Source organism: Pantoea sp. nfd-35 (assembly GCF_056892255.1).
Genome location: NZ_CP122403.1, coordinates 2,128,909 through 2,144,971 on the forward strand (window position 1 = coordinate 2,128,909; position 16,063 = coordinate 2,144,971).

Annotated in this window: 15 protein-coding genes; 6 read left to right on the forward strand and 9 right to left on the reverse strand. The window is 55.4% G+C overall.

From position 1 onward, the window contains the following. Positions 1-40 precede the first annotated feature (40 nt). The gene (locus P9J57_RS09950) at positions 41-2,344 is read right to left on the reverse strand and encodes an FdhF/YdeP family oxidoreductase (protein ID WP_105077031.1); all 2,304 of its coding nucleotides are present in this window, start codon (positions 2,342-2,344) and stop codon (positions 41-43) included. A gap of 250 nt (positions 2,345-2,594) precedes the next feature. Between P9J57_RS09950 and P9J57_RS09955 the strand changes: the two genes are divergently transcribed. From P9J57_RS09955 to P9J57_RS09965, 3 genes are all read left to right on the forward strand, one after another. Continuing rightward, the gene (locus P9J57_RS09955; RefSeq protein WP_019105143.1) at positions 2,595-4,181 is read left to right on the forward strand and encodes a PTS transporter subunit EIIC; all 1,587 of its coding nucleotides are present in this window, start codon (positions 2,595-2,597) and stop codon (positions 4,179-4,181) included. A gap of 256 nt (positions 4,182-4,437) precedes the next feature. Then, positions 4,438-4,575: a hypothetical protein gene (locus tag P9J57_RS09960; protein WP_014605744.1), complete on the forward strand. Its 138-nt coding sequence runs from the start codon at positions 4,438-4,440 to the stop codon at positions 4,573-4,575. 270 nt (positions 4,576-4,845) lie between these two features. Beyond that, a complete protein-coding gene (locus tag P9J57_RS09965; protein WP_210452887.1) occupies positions 4,846-5,742 on the forward strand; it encodes a LysR family transcriptional regulator in 897 nt (298 codons plus the stop codon). Here the strand turns inward: P9J57_RS09965 and P9J57_RS09970 are convergent. The 7 genes from P9J57_RS09970 to sapA all read right to left on the reverse strand — a co-directional run bounded on the left by P9J57_RS09970 (position 5,739) and on the right by sapA (position 13,245). Next, positions 5,739-6,854 carry a carboxymuconolactone decarboxylase family protein gene (locus P9J57_RS09970; protein ID WP_022623208.1) on the reverse strand — a complete coding sequence of 372 codons (1,116 nt, stop codon included), beginning with the start codon at positions 6,852-6,854 and terminating at the stop codon, positions 5,739-5,741. The genes P9J57_RS09965 and P9J57_RS09970 overlap by 4 nt on opposite strands. A 189-nt stretch (positions 6,855-7,043) precedes the next feature. Continuing rightward, complete coding sequence (gene fabI / locus P9J57_RS09975) at positions 7,044-7,832, reverse strand: enoyl-ACP reductase FabI (RefSeq protein WP_014605755.1); 789 nt, start codon at positions 7,830-7,832, stop codon at positions 7,044-7,046. 141 nt (positions 7,833-7,973) lie between these two features. Then, positions 7,974-8,777, reverse strand: a complete 804-nt coding sequence (gene sapF, locus P9J57_RS09980; protein ID WP_014605756.1) for a putrescine export ABC transporter ATP-binding protein SapF — start codon at positions 8,775-8,777, stop codon at positions 7,974-7,976. A 1-nt stretch (position 8,778) separates the two neighbouring features. Continuing rightward, on the reverse strand, positions 8,779-9,774 hold the full coding sequence (gene sapD / locus P9J57_RS09985) for a putrescine export ABC transporter ATP-binding protein SapD (RefSeq protein WP_024471798.1): 996 nt from the start codon (positions 9,772-9,774) through the stop codon (positions 8,779-8,781). Further along, positions 9,774-10,664, reverse strand: a complete 891-nt coding sequence (sapC, locus tag P9J57_RS09990) for a putrescine export ABC transporter permease SapC (protein WP_013025909.1) — start codon at positions 10,662-10,664, stop codon at positions 9,774-9,776. The genes sapD and sapC overlap by 1 nt, the downstream gene beginning before the upstream one ends. Continuing rightward, a complete protein-coding gene (sapB, locus tag P9J57_RS09995) occupies positions 10,651-11,616 on the reverse strand; it encodes a putrescine export ABC transporter permease SapB (RefSeq protein ID WP_013025908.1) in 966 nt (321 codons plus the stop codon). The genes sapC and sapB overlap by 14 nt, the downstream gene beginning before the upstream one ends. Continuing rightward, the gene (gene sapA, locus P9J57_RS10000) at positions 11,617-13,245 is read right to left on the reverse strand and encodes an ABC transporter substrate-binding protein SapA (RefSeq protein ID WP_041457658.1); all 1,629 of its coding nucleotides are present in this window, start codon (positions 13,243-13,245) and stop codon (positions 11,617-11,619) included. Between the two features lie 31 nt (positions 13,246-13,276). Between sapA and P9J57_RS10005 the strand changes: the two genes are divergently transcribed. Both P9J57_RS10005 and P9J57_RS10010 read left to right on the forward strand, forming a co-directional pair. After that, positions 13,277-13,447, forward strand: a complete 171-nt coding sequence (locus P9J57_RS10005; protein WP_022623206.1) for a hypothetical protein — start codon at positions 13,277-13,279, stop codon at positions 13,445-13,447. Beyond that, complete coding sequence (locus tag P9J57_RS10010; RefSeq protein ID WP_483279489.1) at positions 13,437-13,706, forward strand: hypothetical protein; 270 nt, start codon at positions 13,437-13,439, stop codon at positions 13,704-13,706. Before P9J57_RS10005 ends, P9J57_RS10010 begins: the two co-directional genes overlap by 11 nt. Before the next feature lie 485 nt (positions 13,707-14,191). On the opposite strand, the gene pspF is transcribed toward P9J57_RS10010, so the two are convergent. Continuing rightward, a complete protein-coding gene (gene pspF, locus P9J57_RS10015; RefSeq protein ID WP_041457657.1) occupies positions 14,192-15,205 on the reverse strand; it encodes a phage shock protein operon transcriptional activator in 1,014 nt (337 codons plus the stop codon). Positions 15,206-15,367: 162 nt separating this feature from the next. Here pspF and pspA point away from each other — a divergent pair, with 162 nt between their 5' ends. Further along, on the forward strand, positions 15,368-16,033 hold the full coding sequence (pspA, locus tag P9J57_RS10020; protein WP_014605758.1) for a phage shock protein PspA: 666 nt from the start codon (positions 15,368-15,370) through the stop codon (positions 16,031-16,033). Positions 16,034-16,063: the final 30 nt, after the last annotated feature.

The following is a 16,063-nucleotide window of genomic DNA, read 5'->3' on the forward strand; positions in this document are numbered from 1 at the left end:
AGCCGGACGAACCGGCTTTTTGCCTGGAGAAAAGCCTGAATCAGGCGATGCGTTGGGTTGCCAGCGCCTGCGTCAGTTCGAGCTTAACCGGCACGGATTTTGAGGTGGGCGTGCCGCTGATATCACCGAAGCTGTTTAACGGAACCAGCGGGTTGGTTTCAGGATAGTAGGCGGCCAGGTTGCCGCGAGGAATGTTATAAGGCACCAGCTTGAAGCCGCTGACGCGACGCGTGACGCCATCATTCCACAGCGTTTCAATATCCACATTCTGCCCTTCGCTGAACCCTAATTCAGCCATGTCATCGGGGTTGATGAAGACGACTTCGCGCTGACCGTAAACGCCGCGATAGCGGTCGTCGAGACCGTAGATCGTCGTGTTGTACTGATCGTGCGAACGCAGCGTTTGCAGCGTGAAGGGCACGTCCTGATCCAACTGCGGAAACAGCGAGTGGGGCAGCGCAGCAGGGCTAAACTCAGCCTTGCCGGTCGGCGTATTAAAACGCAGTTCTGCCGCCGCGTTGCCAAGATAGAACCCGCCAGGCTGATCGCATTTGGTATTGAAGTCGGCAAAACCCGGAATCGTTGCCGCGATATGATCGCGAATCAGGTTGTAATCCGCCGCCAGATCTAACCACTTCACCTTGTCATCACCGAGAACCGCGTGAGCAATACTCGCCACAATTGAGGTTTCAGAACGCTGCGTCTCCGCCAACGGAATCCCCACGCCTTCAGAGGCATGAACCATGCTGAAGGAGTCTTCGACCGTAATGAACTGGTTACCCGTAGCCTGCAGATCGCGCTCGGTGCGGCCCAGCGTAGGCAGAATCAGTCCTTCATGACCCGGCACGAGGTGGCTGCGGTTAAGCTTGGTGCTGATGTGCACCGTCAGACCACAACGGGACAAGGCTTCTTCGGTACGCGGAGAATCCGGTGCCGCCGCTGCGAGGTTGCCCCCGAGCGCGATAAGCACTTTGATTTCATCACGCAGCATGGCGTTGAGCGCTTCAACAGTATTGTGGCCTGCAGCACGCGGGGGTTCGAAGCCAAAGTGCTGACCCAGCGCGTCGAGGAAAGGCTTAGCCGGTTTTTCATCAATGCCCATGGTGCGGTTACCCTGAACATTACTGTGACCGCGAACAGGGCACAGGCCCGCCCCTTTTTTGCCTAACTGCCCAAACAGCAGCTGCAGGTTGGTGATTTCACGCACGGTATCAACCGAATGCTTGTGTTGGGTGATGCCCATCGCCCAGGTGCAAATAACCCGATCGGCACTCTGATAAATTGCCGCCGCTTCGCGGATTTGCGCCTCTGTCAGGCCGGACTGCGCCACAATCTGCATCCAGTCGGTGTTATCAACTGCTTCAAAATAGGCCTCAACGCCATGGGTTTTGGCATTCAGGAAAGCCTGGTCGAACAGGCCGCTTTCGCCCGCCGCAAGGCGTGCACGATGCGTTTCCAGCAGGGCTTTCACCATGCCGCGAACGGCAGCCATATCACCGCCCAGATGCGGCTGGTAATAGGCAGAGCTGATGGTGCCCGCTTTAGACGTGACAATTTCCAGCGGCTTTTGCGGATCGGCAAAACGTTCCAGACCGCGCTCGCGTAGCGTGTTAAAGGTCACGATTTTTGCGCCATGGTCGGCGGCGTGACGCAGGCTGTGCAGCATGCGCGGATGGTTTGTCCCTGGATTTTGGCCAAAGACAAAAATGGCATCGGCATGGTCAAAATCGTCAAGACGGATGGTGCCTTTACCCACGCCGATGCTGCGTTTCAGGCCCGCACCGCTTGCCTCGTGACACATATTGGAGCAGTCCGGGAAGTTATTGGTGCCCAACATGCGGCCGAACAGCTGATAAAGCCAGGAGGCTTCATTACTGGCGCGACCAGAGGTGTAAAGCTCCATCTGATCCGGGTTATCCATCGCTTTAATATGTTGTGCGATGAGCGCAAAGGCATCATCCCAGCTGATGGGTTCGTAATGATCGCTTTCGGCGTTGTAGCGCAACGGATGTGTCAGGCGGCCCTGATATTCCAGAAAATAGTCGCTTTGTGCATACAGGGTTGCCACGCTGTGTTTGGCAAAAAAGTCGGTATCAACAACGCGGCGCGTGGCTTCCCAGGTGACGGCTTTTGCACCGTTTTCGCAGAAGCTAAAGGTACTTTTATTGTCATCGCCCCAGGCACAGCCCGGGCAGTCGAAGCCGCGTGCTTTGTTCATGCGCATGAGGTTACGCAAATTTTTCAGCGCAGCTTTACTGTCGAAAACAAAACGTGTGGTGGCTTCCAGTGAACCCCAGCCGCCCGCTGCGGCACGGTATGGCTTAATTTGACGCTTAAATTTCATCATGTGTGCAGGCTTATTTTTATGTTGGACGAATGTTGCAAGGATATATCCTGATGGTAAAGATTAGTGTGCTATTCACGACAAAGCTTGTCTAATTGATTGGCTTAATGGTGCGATAGCTGGCGTTTATCGTGGGGCACGCCAAGTGTGATGGTGTTCATGTTTTACCTTTTCGTAACCTTGCCATAACGGGTGTTATCGGCACATCGCGCTAATACTTGCTGTTTAAAACAGAAAAGGGCGCGACACCATGAAACAACTGACCAGCCAGATCCATGCGTTTGGCAAGGCGTTGATGATGCCGATTTCGGTGATTGCGGCGGCCGGCATCTTTCTGGGGCTGGCAGCCGCCATGCAGAATCCCGCCGTCACCGGTGAAGCCTTCGCACAGATGCAGGTTGCCCAGCTTATCATCGGGTTTATTCGCAAAGTCGCAGGCGCGCTCTTTGCTAATCTGCCGCTGTTCTTTGCCGTGGCCAGCGCCATCGGGCTGGCAAAAGCGGAAAAGCCGACGGCAGCCTTTGCCGCAGTTATCGGCTATATCGCCATGAATGTCGGCATTAACGCCACGCTGGCCGCCAGGGGCATTACCGCCGCCACGACCACACCTCAGGCGCTGCAGCAGGCCGGAATGGATCAAACCACGGCCATGATGACCTCGGCAGAATATATCCAGATGCTGGGCATCTTCACCTATAACATGAGCGTGCTGGGCGGCGTGATTGCCGGACTGCTTACCGTCATGTTGCATAACCGCTTTTATACGCAGCAACTCCCCACAGCGATCAGTTTCTTTGGCGGACGCCGTTTTGTGCCCATCGTGACGGTGGTTTTCCTGCCGCTGATCGGCGTGCTTCTGGCGCTCGTCTGGCCCACTATCGGTGAAGGTATTGCCTGGGTAGGACAGATGATCGGTCGGAGCGGGCAGTATGGTGCGTTCCTGCTGGGCGCTTCAGAACGTATTCTGATCCCGACGGGCCTCCATCACATCCTGAATGAAACCGTACGCTTTACGCCCATCGGCGGTATGGCCATCGTGGACGGGCAGACGATTGTTGGTGCGTTGAATATCTTCAATACCTCGCTGACCCATCCCGGGATGATTCCTGATGCGACGCTCCGCACCGCCACGCAGTTTCTGGCGCAGGGAAAAATACCGGTCATGATGTTTGGCCTGCCGGCCGCGGCCCTGGCGATCTATCACACCGCAAGGCCTGAGCATAAACAGCGCGTTAAGGCGCTGGTCATGGCCGGCGCGCTGACGTCCTTTACCACCGGGATCACCGAACCGCTGGAGTTCTGCTTTATTTTTGTTTCGCCGGTGCTCTATCTGCTGCATGCATTTCTAACGGGCCTGTCATTTATGCTGATGTCCATGCTACATCTGATGATTGGTAACGTGCAGGGCGGCATTATCGATCTGGTGGTCTTCGGCGTGCTGGGTGGCAGTAAAACCCACTGGTGGTGGACGCTGGTGCTTGGGGCAATCTACGCACCTGTTTATTACTACGCGTTTCGTTATGTGATTACGCGCATGCATGTCGAAACGCCCGGGCGGGAAACGGACGATGAAAAACCCCAGCTTGTTGAAGCCAGCGAGCGCACTAACGTGATCATCAGCGGACTGGGCGGGGCGGCCAATATAGAGGATGTCGATTGCTGCTTCACGCGTTTGCGGGTTCGCGTCAAAGACATGAAAGAAGTGGCGGATCAGACGTTAATGCGTACCGGCGCGAATGGTATTAACCGCGTGAGCGAACAGGATGTGCAGGTGATTTATGGCCCACAGGTTGAGAAAATCGCACAAGAGGTGAAATCAGCGTTGGGCGTCGGATAATCCCCCTTCACCCGGCAAAGGTGCGAGCACGGTGCCTTTGCCGTTTGTCACTCCTGTGCATTGCCCGCCTTCCTGCTCAGTGTCCATTGTCCCCTTAAAGCGCGCCTCCGCGACAATCCGTACGCTTGTAACAAACTGGTCACAATATATAAGCAGGGCTTTATGTTTCATTTTGTGAACGGGGCTTGTACTTTACCGGTAACACTCTAAGGTAAGAGGTGAAGGTCAAATACACGCAATCAAAAGGGGGTTATTAATGGCTAAACACAGTCTGATTAAAATCGTTGAAATATCAGCAATTATATTCTTTGCGTTGGTGGTGATTTATTTACTGGCTACCGGCGTCCTGTCTTCCACAGGGATTGATCACGCCTGGCCGTATCCCACGAAGTGAGTGTCGCAATACCAGGGAAACACCAATAAAATTACAAATAATACAATGTTAAGATCAACAATAACCCCAATCTATTGCCCACATGGGGCGTTCTCCACTTGATTGTCTGATGTACCGCCGTCTTAATAGCGCTTCCACACTACGCCGCATGCACGAAACCGCAAGCGCCCGCGATCTCTTTACCACAATGCTATCTCCGACTGGCAATCTGTTAACCCATCGGCACATAATAGGTGTTCATTAGAACGGTGTGACGGCGGGTAAAAGAAAATCGATATCAAGCAACTCATCTATCTCTGCAATCTCGAACGCGAACGCCATTTTGGTCGTGCCGCCGAAGCCAGCTTTGTCAGCCAGCCAACCTTATCGATGCGGTTAAAAAACCTGGAGCGTGAACTGGGCCTGTCGCTGATCAACCGCAGTAACAACTTTGCCGGTTTCACGCCGGAGGGCGACAGGGTGCTGGCATGGGCACGGGAAATCGTTTCGGTTTATCAGGGGCTGAAGCTGGAGGTCGAGTCGTTAAAACACGGCGTGAACGGTACGCTTCGCCTCGGTGTGGTCCCGCAGTGCAGCGTTTCGTTGGCAGAGCTGTTAAAAGCGGTGCAGACTCGCTATCCGCAGCTGGATTACCGCATTGCCGTGTTAAGTGCCGATCAACTGCTGGACGCGCTGAACAGCCACACGGTTGATGTCGGCATTGGCTTTTTTGAAATGGCGACGCTGCGGGAACTGCATTTTCAGGCATCGCTGCTGGCGGATAGCGGCGTTGAGGCGGTTTTTCATCCCGCCCATTTCCCCCCGTTATGCGCCCATGAAACGCTTGACCTGCCAACGCTGGCGCAGCAGCCGCTGTGTCTGGCGGAGCCAACCCGTTATTTTCGCCGCTATCTGGATATGACGTTTCGCGATGCTGCGCTGGTGCCGCGCGTGGTGGTTGAAAGCGCCTCTGTCATGCAGCTGTTGCAGTGTACCCAGGTCGGTCTGGGTGTTCTGATCTCGCCACGGGGCCATTTGCTGCCTGAATCCTTACACGGCCTGGAAAAGCGCACTATTTCGATGCCAAAAATGGCGCGTCAGGCCGCGCTGGTGATCGCAGAGCCTGGCCGGGCCACGCCGCTCGCACAGCATTTTTATGACGAAGCGCGAAGCTATCTGGCCAGCTAGCTGGCTTCACCACAGGCATAAAACAAACGGCTGTTCCAGTTGGCCAGCGCGATAGCCTGTATCACGCTGAACTGCCTGGCATGCGACCAGCCAGCTTGCGCCAGCGGTTGCAGATCGAGCGCACTGACGCGCTCTGGCTGGCGGGTGAGCTGAGCGGTTAGTGTAATGAGAGCCTGCTGCTCACTGTCGGTTTTCGCCTCGTCCGCCTGACTCATTCGCTTCTCTGCATCTGCAGCATGCTGCCAGATCCAGCGGCTGCCCAGTATCCGGGCGGCGGTCGCCTCGACGCTTGCGCTTGCGCCATCTTGCAGCTGTTGACGCAGGGCAAACCAGCTTTGCAGCAGCGCAGGCGCGTGAGCCAGCAGCCAGACTGTATCTTTAAGCACCGGCGCATGCTGACACGCGGCGACAGCGGCATGTTGCGCCTCGCTGGCATAGCGCGGCTCCAGCGGCGTCAGCACAGGCTGCCACGCGCAGGGCTGGGCAAACGTCGCCACATCGGCGTCAGGAGCCGGTGACATACCCGGCATCCAGCGCACCGGCCGTTCCAGCAGAGCATGAATCCCGGCGATGACGCGCGCCTGATAGCAGACAAAGCCCACCAGATGGTTAAGTGTGACGATATCGGCTTCGCTCAGCCCTACCGCATGCAGCGCGCGGATGCTCTCCGCCGTAATTAATGCGGGCTGCATCGCCAGCAGGCGGGCATATTGCGTAATTTGCGTCAGGCGATTGTTGCTTTCACGAGAGGAATCAGGACCCGGCAGGGGATTGAGGCGGGCGGAATAGTGGTTACACAGGCGTTGAATGCCTGCCACCTGAGCCACCGTCAAGGCGGTGCTTAGCCGGTCATACAGCGTAAGCGTATGGGTCAGTGTGGTTTCAATCTGGTCGGGAAACAGCTGGTCAACAACGTGATGGGCGATCTGTATGGCGGGCTGGTCGGCCTGAAGTAAAGGCTGAATAACAGAAGCGTCCTGTGCTAACCCCAGCAAAAACCGGTCATCGACATGGGCGGCTTCTGGAAAAAGCGGGGCAGCCTGTACGCTGCGCGGACTGGTCTGACTTTCATAAAACCAGTGGTCCTGGCCGGGATAGCGGCGTTGTTGCATCATCAGTCCTTTTGCAAAATCTGATGCGGCGCATGCGGTGATTCAGTCGCAGGCCGCAGGGCTGACTTATCGTCGCCCACGGGCAGGTCAGGGCAAAAGACCAATCGGTGATAATTAATAGCGATAAGGAATAACGCGGGGATCGGACAGGGGGCGCGCAGGGCGAGCAACGCTCGCCCGTGAGGAAACTTATTTCAGTTCCAGTTCATTCATCGCAGCGATGCTGAAACCGCCGTCAACGTGAACGATTTCACCGGTGATCCCACCCGCAAGGTCGGAACACAGGAAGGCCGCAGAGTTACCTACGTCTTCAATGGTGACGGTACGACGAATCGGGGTGACCGCTTCACAGTGGGCCAGCATCTTACGGAAATCTTTGATGCCCGATGCCGCCAGGGTACGAATTGGACCCGCAGACACGGCGTTAACACGCACGCCTTCAGGACCCATCGCGTTCGCCATGTAACGGACGTTTGCTTCAAGGGACGCTTTCGCCAGGCCCATTACGTTGTAGTTAGGGATAGCGCGCTCTGCACCCAGGTAAGACAGCGTCAGCAGGGCGGAGTTAGGGTTCAGCATCGCACGGCACTCTTTTGCCATTGCAACAAAGCTGTAGGCGCTGATGTCATGTGCGATTTTGAAACCTTCGCGGGTTACGGCATTGACGTAATCGCCATCCAGCTGGTCGCCAGGGGCGAAGCCAATGGAGTGCACGAAACCGTCAAATTTCGGCCAGGTTTTTGCCAGCTCAACGAACAGGGATTTGATGCTTTCATCTTCTGCAACATCACATGGCAGCACAATGTCAGAACCCAAATCTTTGGCAAACTCTTCCACACGACCTTTCAGTTTGTCGTTTTGGTAGGTGAAAGCCAGTTCTGCGCCCTGTTTGCGCATCGCCTGTGCAATACCGTAGGCGATGGAAAGTTTACTGGCAACACCAGTAATCAGAATGCGCTTACCGGAAAGAAAACCCATAGCTGTAATCCTTATGGTCATGGTAGTTGGCGGTCGCGTTGTTTAAATAATAGACGACCGACGTTAATCGACGTGCGGATTCTAGCACGTCTGCTTGAAATCAGGAAAACCGCTCAGCGTTTTCCACAATATGCCGCAAAATCAACGCTCACGCCGCCAGGCTTCGGCGGTCAGCGCCTCGCCAAAATGGCTGTTGATCAGGCGTTTGGTCATCTCGTGCAGCGGCGAGGCGAGCACGTCTGCCGTTCCGCCGCGTTCCACCACTTCACCGTGATGCATGACGAGTACTTTATCGCTGATGTGCTTCATCATGCCAAGATGCTGGGTCACATAAATATAAGCAATGCCGTGTTTTTCCTGGAGTTCCAGCATCAGATTGACCAGTTGAGAGCGCATGGTCATATCCAGAGAGGCCAGCGCCTCGTCGGCCACAATCACTTTGGGCTGCAGGATCAAGGCCCGTGCCAGCCCAAGGCGCTGTTTTTGGCCCGGTGCCAGCATGTGGGGATAGTAACCCGCGTGATCGCGCAGCAATCCCACCTGACGCAGCGTTGCAATGATGCGTTTTTCCCGTTCCTCAGCATCCAGCCCGGTATTCAGGCGCAGCGGCAGATCCAGAATCTGGCTCACGCGCTGGCGCGGGTTGAGCGACGTTGACGGATCCTGAAAAATCATGCGAATGCGTTGGCTACGATAGCCGTAATCACCAAAGCTGAGCGGATGATCGTCAATGATGATCTCCCCGTCGCTGGGGGCAACGGTGCCGCTAAGCATTTTCGCCAGGGTCGATTTACCCGATCCGTTCTCGCCGATAATCGCCAGGGTCTGCTTTTCACGCAGCGTAAAGCTGACGGATTTAACGGCTTCAACGTGCTGGCGGCGAAACAGGCCGGTGCGGTAGCGAAAGGTTTTGCTGAGATTGCGGACTTCCAGCAACGTTTCCATGTTATTGGCCCTCAACGTTAAGCGGGAAGTGGCAGGCGTACAGGTGCGAGCGGGTGCCCGTCAGCCGCGGCGTTTCAATGCACTTACGCTGCGCGTAGGGACAGCGTGGTCCCAGGCGACAGCCAATCGGCAGGCTCTCCAGCGACGGAATCGCGCCGGATAAGGTGTTCAGCCGGCTTTTGTGCGGCAGCGGACGACCAAAATCAGGCATGGCGCGAATCAAAGCCTGAGTATAGGGATGATGCGGGGTCGTCATCAGGTCTTCGCTTTGCGCCGTTTCGACCGTCTGGCCGCAGTACATGACGTTAATGCGGTCAGCCCACTGGCTCATCGTGCGCAGATCGTGGCTGATCAATAAAATGGTGGTGTTGTTGTTCTGGTTAAGACGGCTCAGCAGGCGGAATATCTGCGCCTGGGTTGTAGGCTCCATCGCATTCGTTGGCTCATCCGCAATCAGCAGGCGGGGCTGATTCGCCAACGCGATGGCGATCATAACTTTCTGGCACTCGCCCTCGGTTAACTCATAGGGAAAGCTGCGCATGATGTCTTTATGATCCTTAATGCCCACCCGATGCAGCAGTTCAATCGCCCGGGTTTTACGCCAGAACCAAAAACGCTTCATCCACGGGCCTTTATAGGTCCAGCGCGGAATCGCCTGCATCAGCTGACGCCCGACACTTTCAGAGGGATCGAGACAGGATTGCGGCTCCTGAAAAATCATCGATACGTTATGACCCACGATGCGGCGGCGCTCACGGGCAGACAGACGCAGCAGATCAACGTCATCAAAGACCATGCGGTCTGCGGTAACGCGCCAGTTGTCGTTAGTCACGCCGCAAATCGCCTTGGCCACCAGGCTCTTACCCGAACCGGACTCCCCGACCAGACCGCGAATTTCGCCTTCACTGAGGGACAAATTAACGCGATCGACCGCTTTAACCGGCCCGTCCGCGGTCATAAATTCAATCGTCAGATTACGAATATCCAGTAACGGCATTATTCCACTCCCGCCTCGACGGCCCGACGAATGCCATCACCGAGCAGGTTAACCACTAATACGCTTAGCATAAGCGCCGCACCGGGCAACATCACGGTCCAGGGGGCCACGTAGACCAGCTCCAGGGAATCGCCCAGCATCGCGCCCCATTCCGGTGAGGGCAACTGCGCGCCAAGGTCGAGAAATCCCAGGGCGGCAATATCAAGAATGGCCATGGAGAGCGCACGCGTAATTTCGCTGATCAGCATCGGTAACACGTTAGGGAGAATCGCATGCCACATAATATTAATGCTGGTCGCCCCATCGAGACGCGCCGCCACCACATACTCTTTTTCCAGTTCATCATGAACGGCGCTGTAAATTTCCCGCACCAGCCTTGGCATCAGCGCCAGCCAGACCGCCAGCAACGCATGTTCAAGGCGTGGGCCGAGAAAGGCCACCACGATGATGGCCAGCAGGAGAGAAGGAATTGACAGTAACGTGTCCAGCACGTGATTCAGCACGGCAGAGCGCACGCCGTGCGTCATGCCCGCCACGATACCGAGTACCAGTGCCCAGAAAGTGGCAAACAGCGTAACGACAATGGCTGAACCCACTGTCGGGGCCACGCCATTGAGCAGACGGCTGAGTAAATCACGCCCTAAATCGTCTGTTCCAAGGAAGAACGACACTTCACCGTAGCGTGACCAGGAGGGCGGTAACAGCTGGTAGCCCAAAAACTGCTGGTCGATGGGATAAGGTGCCAGGAAATGCCCAAACAGACAGAGCAGCAGCAGTGCGCCAAAGCCGTACAGACCTATCATCGCAGGCATGTCGCTATAAAAATGGTGCCAGCTCTGACGAAATGCGCTCGGCAGGCGTTTTTCGGCGTAGATGTTATCGTAGGGCATACCATTCCTTATGTTTCAGCGGATTCAGCGCCGCACCGACAATGTCCGATAGCACATTCACCACAATCACCACGCCGCCGGTCACCATCACACCGGCCGATATCGCCGCATAATCCTGCTGGCGGATAGCGTTAATCAGCCAGCGCCCCAGGCCGGGCCAGTTGAAGACCATTTCCGTGATCATCGCCAGCGTTAACATGCTGGAAAACTGCAGACCCAGGCGTGGAATGACGGGCGGAAGGGCATTATGCAGAACGTGGCGGCGAATCACGGTAAAACGGGATAACCCACGGGTGGCGGCCGCCTTCACATAGCTTTTATCCACGACATCGATGGTGCTGATACGCAATAAACGCACGATCTCGGTCGTTGGCGCCATGGCCAGAACGGTCACCGGCAAAATCAGATGCATCAGCACGCTAATCATCATTTCATTCCGCCACGGCGAGGGGCTGAGCCAGGCATCGATCAAGGCAAAGCCGGTAATGTTCTGGACCGGATAGAGCAAATCGTAGCGGCCGGAAACCGGCAGCCAGCCCAGCGTCAACGAAAAAAACAGCGTAAATAGCAGGGCAAGCCAGAACACAGGAATCGAGAACCCTAACAGGGCGAGAGCGCTGATCAGTTTATCCTGCCATTTATGCCGCATCGCACCGGCGCAAATGCCCAGCGGAATCCCGACGATCAGCGCTAAGCTAAAGGCCATCAGGCACAGCTCCATCGTAGCGGGAAACACCTCACGCAGCTGTACGCCAATTTCCTGGCCATTGGTGCTGGAAACCCCAAAGTCCAGCTGCAGCATGCCTTTAAACCAGAACCACCAAGCATCGAACAGCGATGCGCCTTCCAGCGGCGCGTTAGGGGTGAAATAGCTCAGGCTGAAGCTCACCAGCGAAAGAAAAAACAAGGTAATCACCAGCAATACCAGGCGACGCAGGATATAGATGACCACTTAACGTTCCTCTCGCTCATCACGATACACGCCGGCAAATGACGCATTGCCAAACGGACTCAAAACCAGACCTTTAATATCATGCCGATAGGCTTGCAGACGCAAAGATGAAGCCAGCGGCAGAACGGGCAGCTCGCGCGCCAGAATCTGCTGGGCTTTATCATAATTTTCAATACGCCCCGACAGCTGCTGTGACAACAGGGCATTTTTCAGCGTGTCGTCAAACGTGGGTGAACACCAGTGAGCATAGTTGGTCTGCGAACTGATGGCGGCGCAGCTGAGCAGCGGACGAAAGAAGCTGTCGGGATCGTTACTGTCAGTTGCCCAGCCCGCCAGCGTCAGATCGTGGTTCATTGCCATCAGCTGCGCCTCCTGAAAACGCCCCTCAACCGGCACGATGGTGACCTGTACGCCAATTTGCGCAAGGTCAGCCTGGATAAGCTCTGCCGTTTTCAGCGGCGCAGGGTTCCAGGACTGCGAGGCCGCGGGCACGACCAGGCGCAGATGAAGATCGTGGACGCCAGCGGCTTCCAGCGCTTCTTTGGCCTTTTTGGGATCGTAAGGGGTAATGCTGGCATCGGTATCGTAAGCCCAGGACGCGCGAGGCAGTATGGATGCAGCCGTCTCGGCAGTGCCGTAATAGATAGATTCCATCAGACGCTCATTATTCATCGCCAGCGCCAGTGCGTGACGGACTTCCGGCCTGTCGAGCGGCGGTTTTCGGGTATTAAATGCTAAATAGGCGATGTTCATCCCGGGCCGCAGCGTCATGCGCAGTCGGGGATCGTCACGCAGAATGGATATTTGGCTGGCGGCAGGATAGGCGAGCACGTCGCATTCGCCCGTAAGCAGCTTCGATAAACGGCCTGTTCCGCCGGCTCCGAGGTCGATAACCACCTGCTGCAGGCGCGGCACGCCTTTCCAGTAATGCGGGTTACGCGCCAGACGAATATATTGCCCGCTGCGGTATTCACTCAACTGGAAAGGACCGGTGCCGACAGGTAAACGATCCAGCTCTTCCTGGCGGCCCACTTTATCCAGGCTGTCAGCATACTCTTTCGACAAAACGGGCGCGTAGTGCGTCGCCAGGTGCCAGAGAAAAGAGGCGTCCGGACTATTCAGACGGAATTCGACGGTATCGTTATCGATTTTTTTAATGCTCTGAACGGAATCGGCGAACTGCAGGCTGTCGAAATAGGGGTAATAGCCACCGTTGACGTTATGCCAGGGATGTTTGCGATCGAACATGCGGGCAAAGCTGAATACCACGTCATCCGCATTCATGGCGCGGGTGGGTTTAAAGGTTGCGGTGTGCTGGAACTGCACCCCATGACGCAGGTGAAAACGGTAAGTGGCACCGTTATCACGCACGTCCCAACTGGCAGCCAGATCGGACTTCAACCGGTAGGTGTAAGGATCCACATCTAACAGGCGGTCGTACAGCTGCGCAGCCAGCGTATCCACCGTTAAACCACTGCTGGCCATCTGCGGATTGAAGGTATTCAGCGTGCCGTTAACGCAATAGACGAATCCGCTTTGACGGATATCACCCGCCAGCGTCGGCGCAGACCACACAGGCGCGCTCAACACGCTGAGACTCAGTAACAGCGAAGGAATTAGTTTTAACATAGAACTCAACGATTCTCAGGCATTAGGCAGAGTGTATCGCAAAGCGGGCCTGGCCCCAAATACGCATCAGCGATTGCCAGCTCTTTGCGCGCGCACCAGCGTAAAAGTGGGATTGGCTGCCGCTGCCGATCGCGATCAGTTTTTACTCAGGCAGAACCTGTTTGTGTCGATGGCACAGGAGGAAAGCACCCATGACTATTGATGAAGTGACGGAAAATAAAAAAATCTACCTGCCGCTATTGCGGTTGGCCGATGAACAGGAAGATATGATTGACCGCTATCTTGCCAGCGGACGCATGTTCAGGCTGTGGGATAACGGAGTGAAGTGCATTGCCGTGGTGACGCGTTTAAACGAGACGGAATGCGAGCTTAAAAATATGGCGACCTGCCCGGCAGATCAGGGTAAAGGCTATGGACGCGCGATGCTGGCTTATCTTGCAGAGACGTTTTTAAAAGCGTGAAAGACGATGTACGTCGACACCGGGGACGTGCCAGGCATACTCCGTTTTTATCATAAAAGCGGTTTCGCGAGTCACACTGGATCAAGGATTTTTTCACGGACAATGATGACAAACCGATTATCGAAGAGGGCGTACAGTTACGTGACATGGTCTATTTACGCAGAGACGCAAATGACGCGTAAGCACGCGGAGTTGCGTGAAAAATAAAGGCATAGCGTTGATGTGGAAATGAGAAAAGTTCTCAATAAGGCTTTACAGATGCGAACAGGAATGATTATTATTCAGCTGCGCTTCGACGGTGGCTCTACCGAAGAAGAGCACGACATTGCTCACATTGCTTCCAGTTGCCCGCTTCGGCGGGCCCTTTTTTAGGCTCCCGCCCGCTTTCTGACTCACTCTCTTGTCTCAGTCGTATCAAAGAATCGCCCGCGGAAAATGCCGCAGAAAAACAATGCCTTGCCACGTATCGGAACCGGCCAGATCCTTTATGCTTGTCCGTCTCGCGCCTGAATCCCGTGCTTTTTCATCATCGCTCTGAGCTGGTGGTAGGTCACACCCAGTAAGCTGGCGGCACGACGTTGATTGTACTTCGCCTGTTGTAAGCTGATTTCTACCACATCGTGCTCCTGCTGATTCTGCCACTGACGCAGGTCAAGCGGTAAAGAAGGCAGGGCCGATGCCGCATCCGGCACCAGGGCAGGCGGCGGGGCATCTTCGGGGGCGGTGCGTCGTTCAAACGGGTTGATAATGATGTTATCCAGAGGTTCATCGCTGGTGTTATGGCGATAGACCGACCGCTCAACGACGTTTTTTAGCTCACGCACGTTACCCGGCCACGGGTGTTCCAGTAAGGTTTGCTGAGCCTGCTGAGTAAAACCGGGAAACAGGGGCAAGGTCAACTCCCGGCACATCTGGATGGCGAAATGGTCCGCCATCACCAGAATATCGCTACGGCGCTCGCGGAGCGGCGGCAGTTGAACCACATCGAACGCCAGACGATCGAGCAGATCGGCACGAAACTTCCCGGCGGCGGCCAGCGCGGGCAGGTCTTCATTGGTGGCGCAAATCAGGCGCACATTCACCTGAAAAACGTGATTCCCGCCTACGCGTTCAAGCTGACCGTATTCAATAACCCGCAGGAGTTTTTCCTGAACCAGCATCGGGGCGGTTGCCAGCTCATCAAGGAACAGCGTGCCGCCGTCTGCCCGTTCAAAACGGCCCAGGTGACGCTTTTGCGCGCCGGTAAAGGCGCCTGCCTCATGTCCAAACAGCTCCGAATCCAGCAGGTTTTCATTTAGCGCGGCACAGTTGAGCGAGATAAAAGGGCCCTGCCAGCGATCGGACAGATAGTGCAGACGACTGGCGATCAGCTCTTTACCGGTACCGCGTTCGCCCACGACCAAAACCGGTTTTTCCAGCGGTGCGAGTTTCGATACCTGCTCCAGCACTTCCAGAAAGTTGTTCGATTCGCCCAGCAGGTTATCGTTGTTAGGAGACATGATGAATTTCGCCACTGATTAATCAATTTAACTATCTTAGAACAGATAAAAAAAACTGCAAAGCCATCAATACAATAAAAATCAATAAGATAAAAGTTGGCACGCATCTTGAATTAACCAGAGCAGCAAGTTGAAACTATGACAATCAAGAGGAACATCATTATGGGTATTTTTTCGCGTTTCGCTGACATCGTTAATGCCAACATTAATTCCCTGCTGGAGCGTGCAGAAGATCCGCAGAAGCTGGTGCGCCTGATGATTCAGGAAATGGAAGATACGCTGGTTGAAGTCCGCTCCACCTCTGCGCGCGCCCTGGCAGAGAAGAAACAGCTGGCACGGCGGATTGAGCAGGCAGAGCTACAGCAGGCCGAATGGCAGGACAAGGCTGAACTGGCTCTGCGTAAAGACAAAGAGGATCTGGCCCGCTCCGCGCTGATCGAAAAGCAGAAACTCACCGATCTGATCGCCACCCTGAAACAGGAAGTTGACCAGGTTGAAGAGACGCTGGCTCGCATGAAAGGCGAAATCACCGAGCTGGAGAAAAAGCTGAGCGAAACCCGCGCACGCCAGCAGGCTCTTACGCTGCGCCACCAGGCGGCATCGTCTTCACGCGATGTCCGCCGTCAGCTGGACGGCGGTAAAATTGATGAAGCGATGGCGCGTTTTGAATCCTTTGAGCGTCGCATCGATCACATGGAAGCAGAAGCAGAGAGCCACGGTTTTGGCAAACCGAAAACCCTGGATCAGCAGTTTACCGATCTGAAAGCGGATGACGAAATCAGTCAGCAACTGAACGCGCTGAAAGCCAAAATGAACCGCAGCGAATAAGACGCCGCTTTCTGCTGGACAGGATTAAGG

Bases quoted from the DNA above. Each gene is read 5' to 3' on its own strand.
- P9J57_RS09970 (WP_022623208.1), bottom strand. From the start codon at position 6,854: ATGCAACAACGCCGCTATCCCGGCCAGGACCACTGGTTTTATGAAAGT.
- pspF (WP_041457657.1), bottom strand. From the start codon at position 15,205: ATGTCTCCTAACAACGATAACCTGCTGGGCGAATCGAACAACTTTCTG.
- sapA (WP_041457658.1), bottom strand. From the start codon at position 13,245: ATGTTAAAACTAATTCCTTCGCTGTTACTGAGTCTCAGCGTGTTGAGC.
- P9J57_RS09950 (WP_105077031.1), bottom strand. From the start codon at position 2,344: ATGAAATTTAAGCGTCAAATTAAGCCATACCGTGCCGCAGCGGGCGGC.
- P9J57_RS09960 (WP_014605744.1), top strand. From the start codon at position 4,438: ATGGCTAAACACAGTCTGATTAAAATCGTTGAAATATCAGCAATTATA.
- fabI (WP_014605755.1), bottom strand. From the start codon at position 7,832: ATGGGTTTTCTTTCCGGTAAGCGCATTCTGATTACTGGTGTTGCCAGT.
- sapF (WP_014605756.1), bottom strand. From the start codon at position 8,777: ATGGAAACGTTGCTGGAAGTCCGCAATCTCAGCAAAACCTTTCGCTAC.
- sapD (WP_024471798.1), bottom strand. From the start codon at position 9,774: ATGCCGTTACTGGATATTCGTAATCTGACGATTGAATTTATGACCGCG.
- pspA (WP_014605758.1), top strand. From the start codon at position 15,368: ATGGGTATTTTTTCGCGTTTCGCTGACATCGTTAATGCCAACATTAAT.
- P9J57_RS10010 (WP_483279489.1), top strand. From the start codon at position 13,437: ATGACTATTGATGAAGTGACGGAAAATAAAAAAATCTACCTGCCGCTA.
- P9J57_RS09955 (WP_019105143.1), top strand. From the start codon at position 2,595: ATGAAACAACTGACCAGCCAGATCCATGCGTTTGGCAAGGCGTTGATG.
- sapC (WP_013025909.1), bottom strand. From the start codon at position 10,664: ATGCCCTACGATAACATCTACGCCGAAAAACGCCTGCCGAGCGCATTT.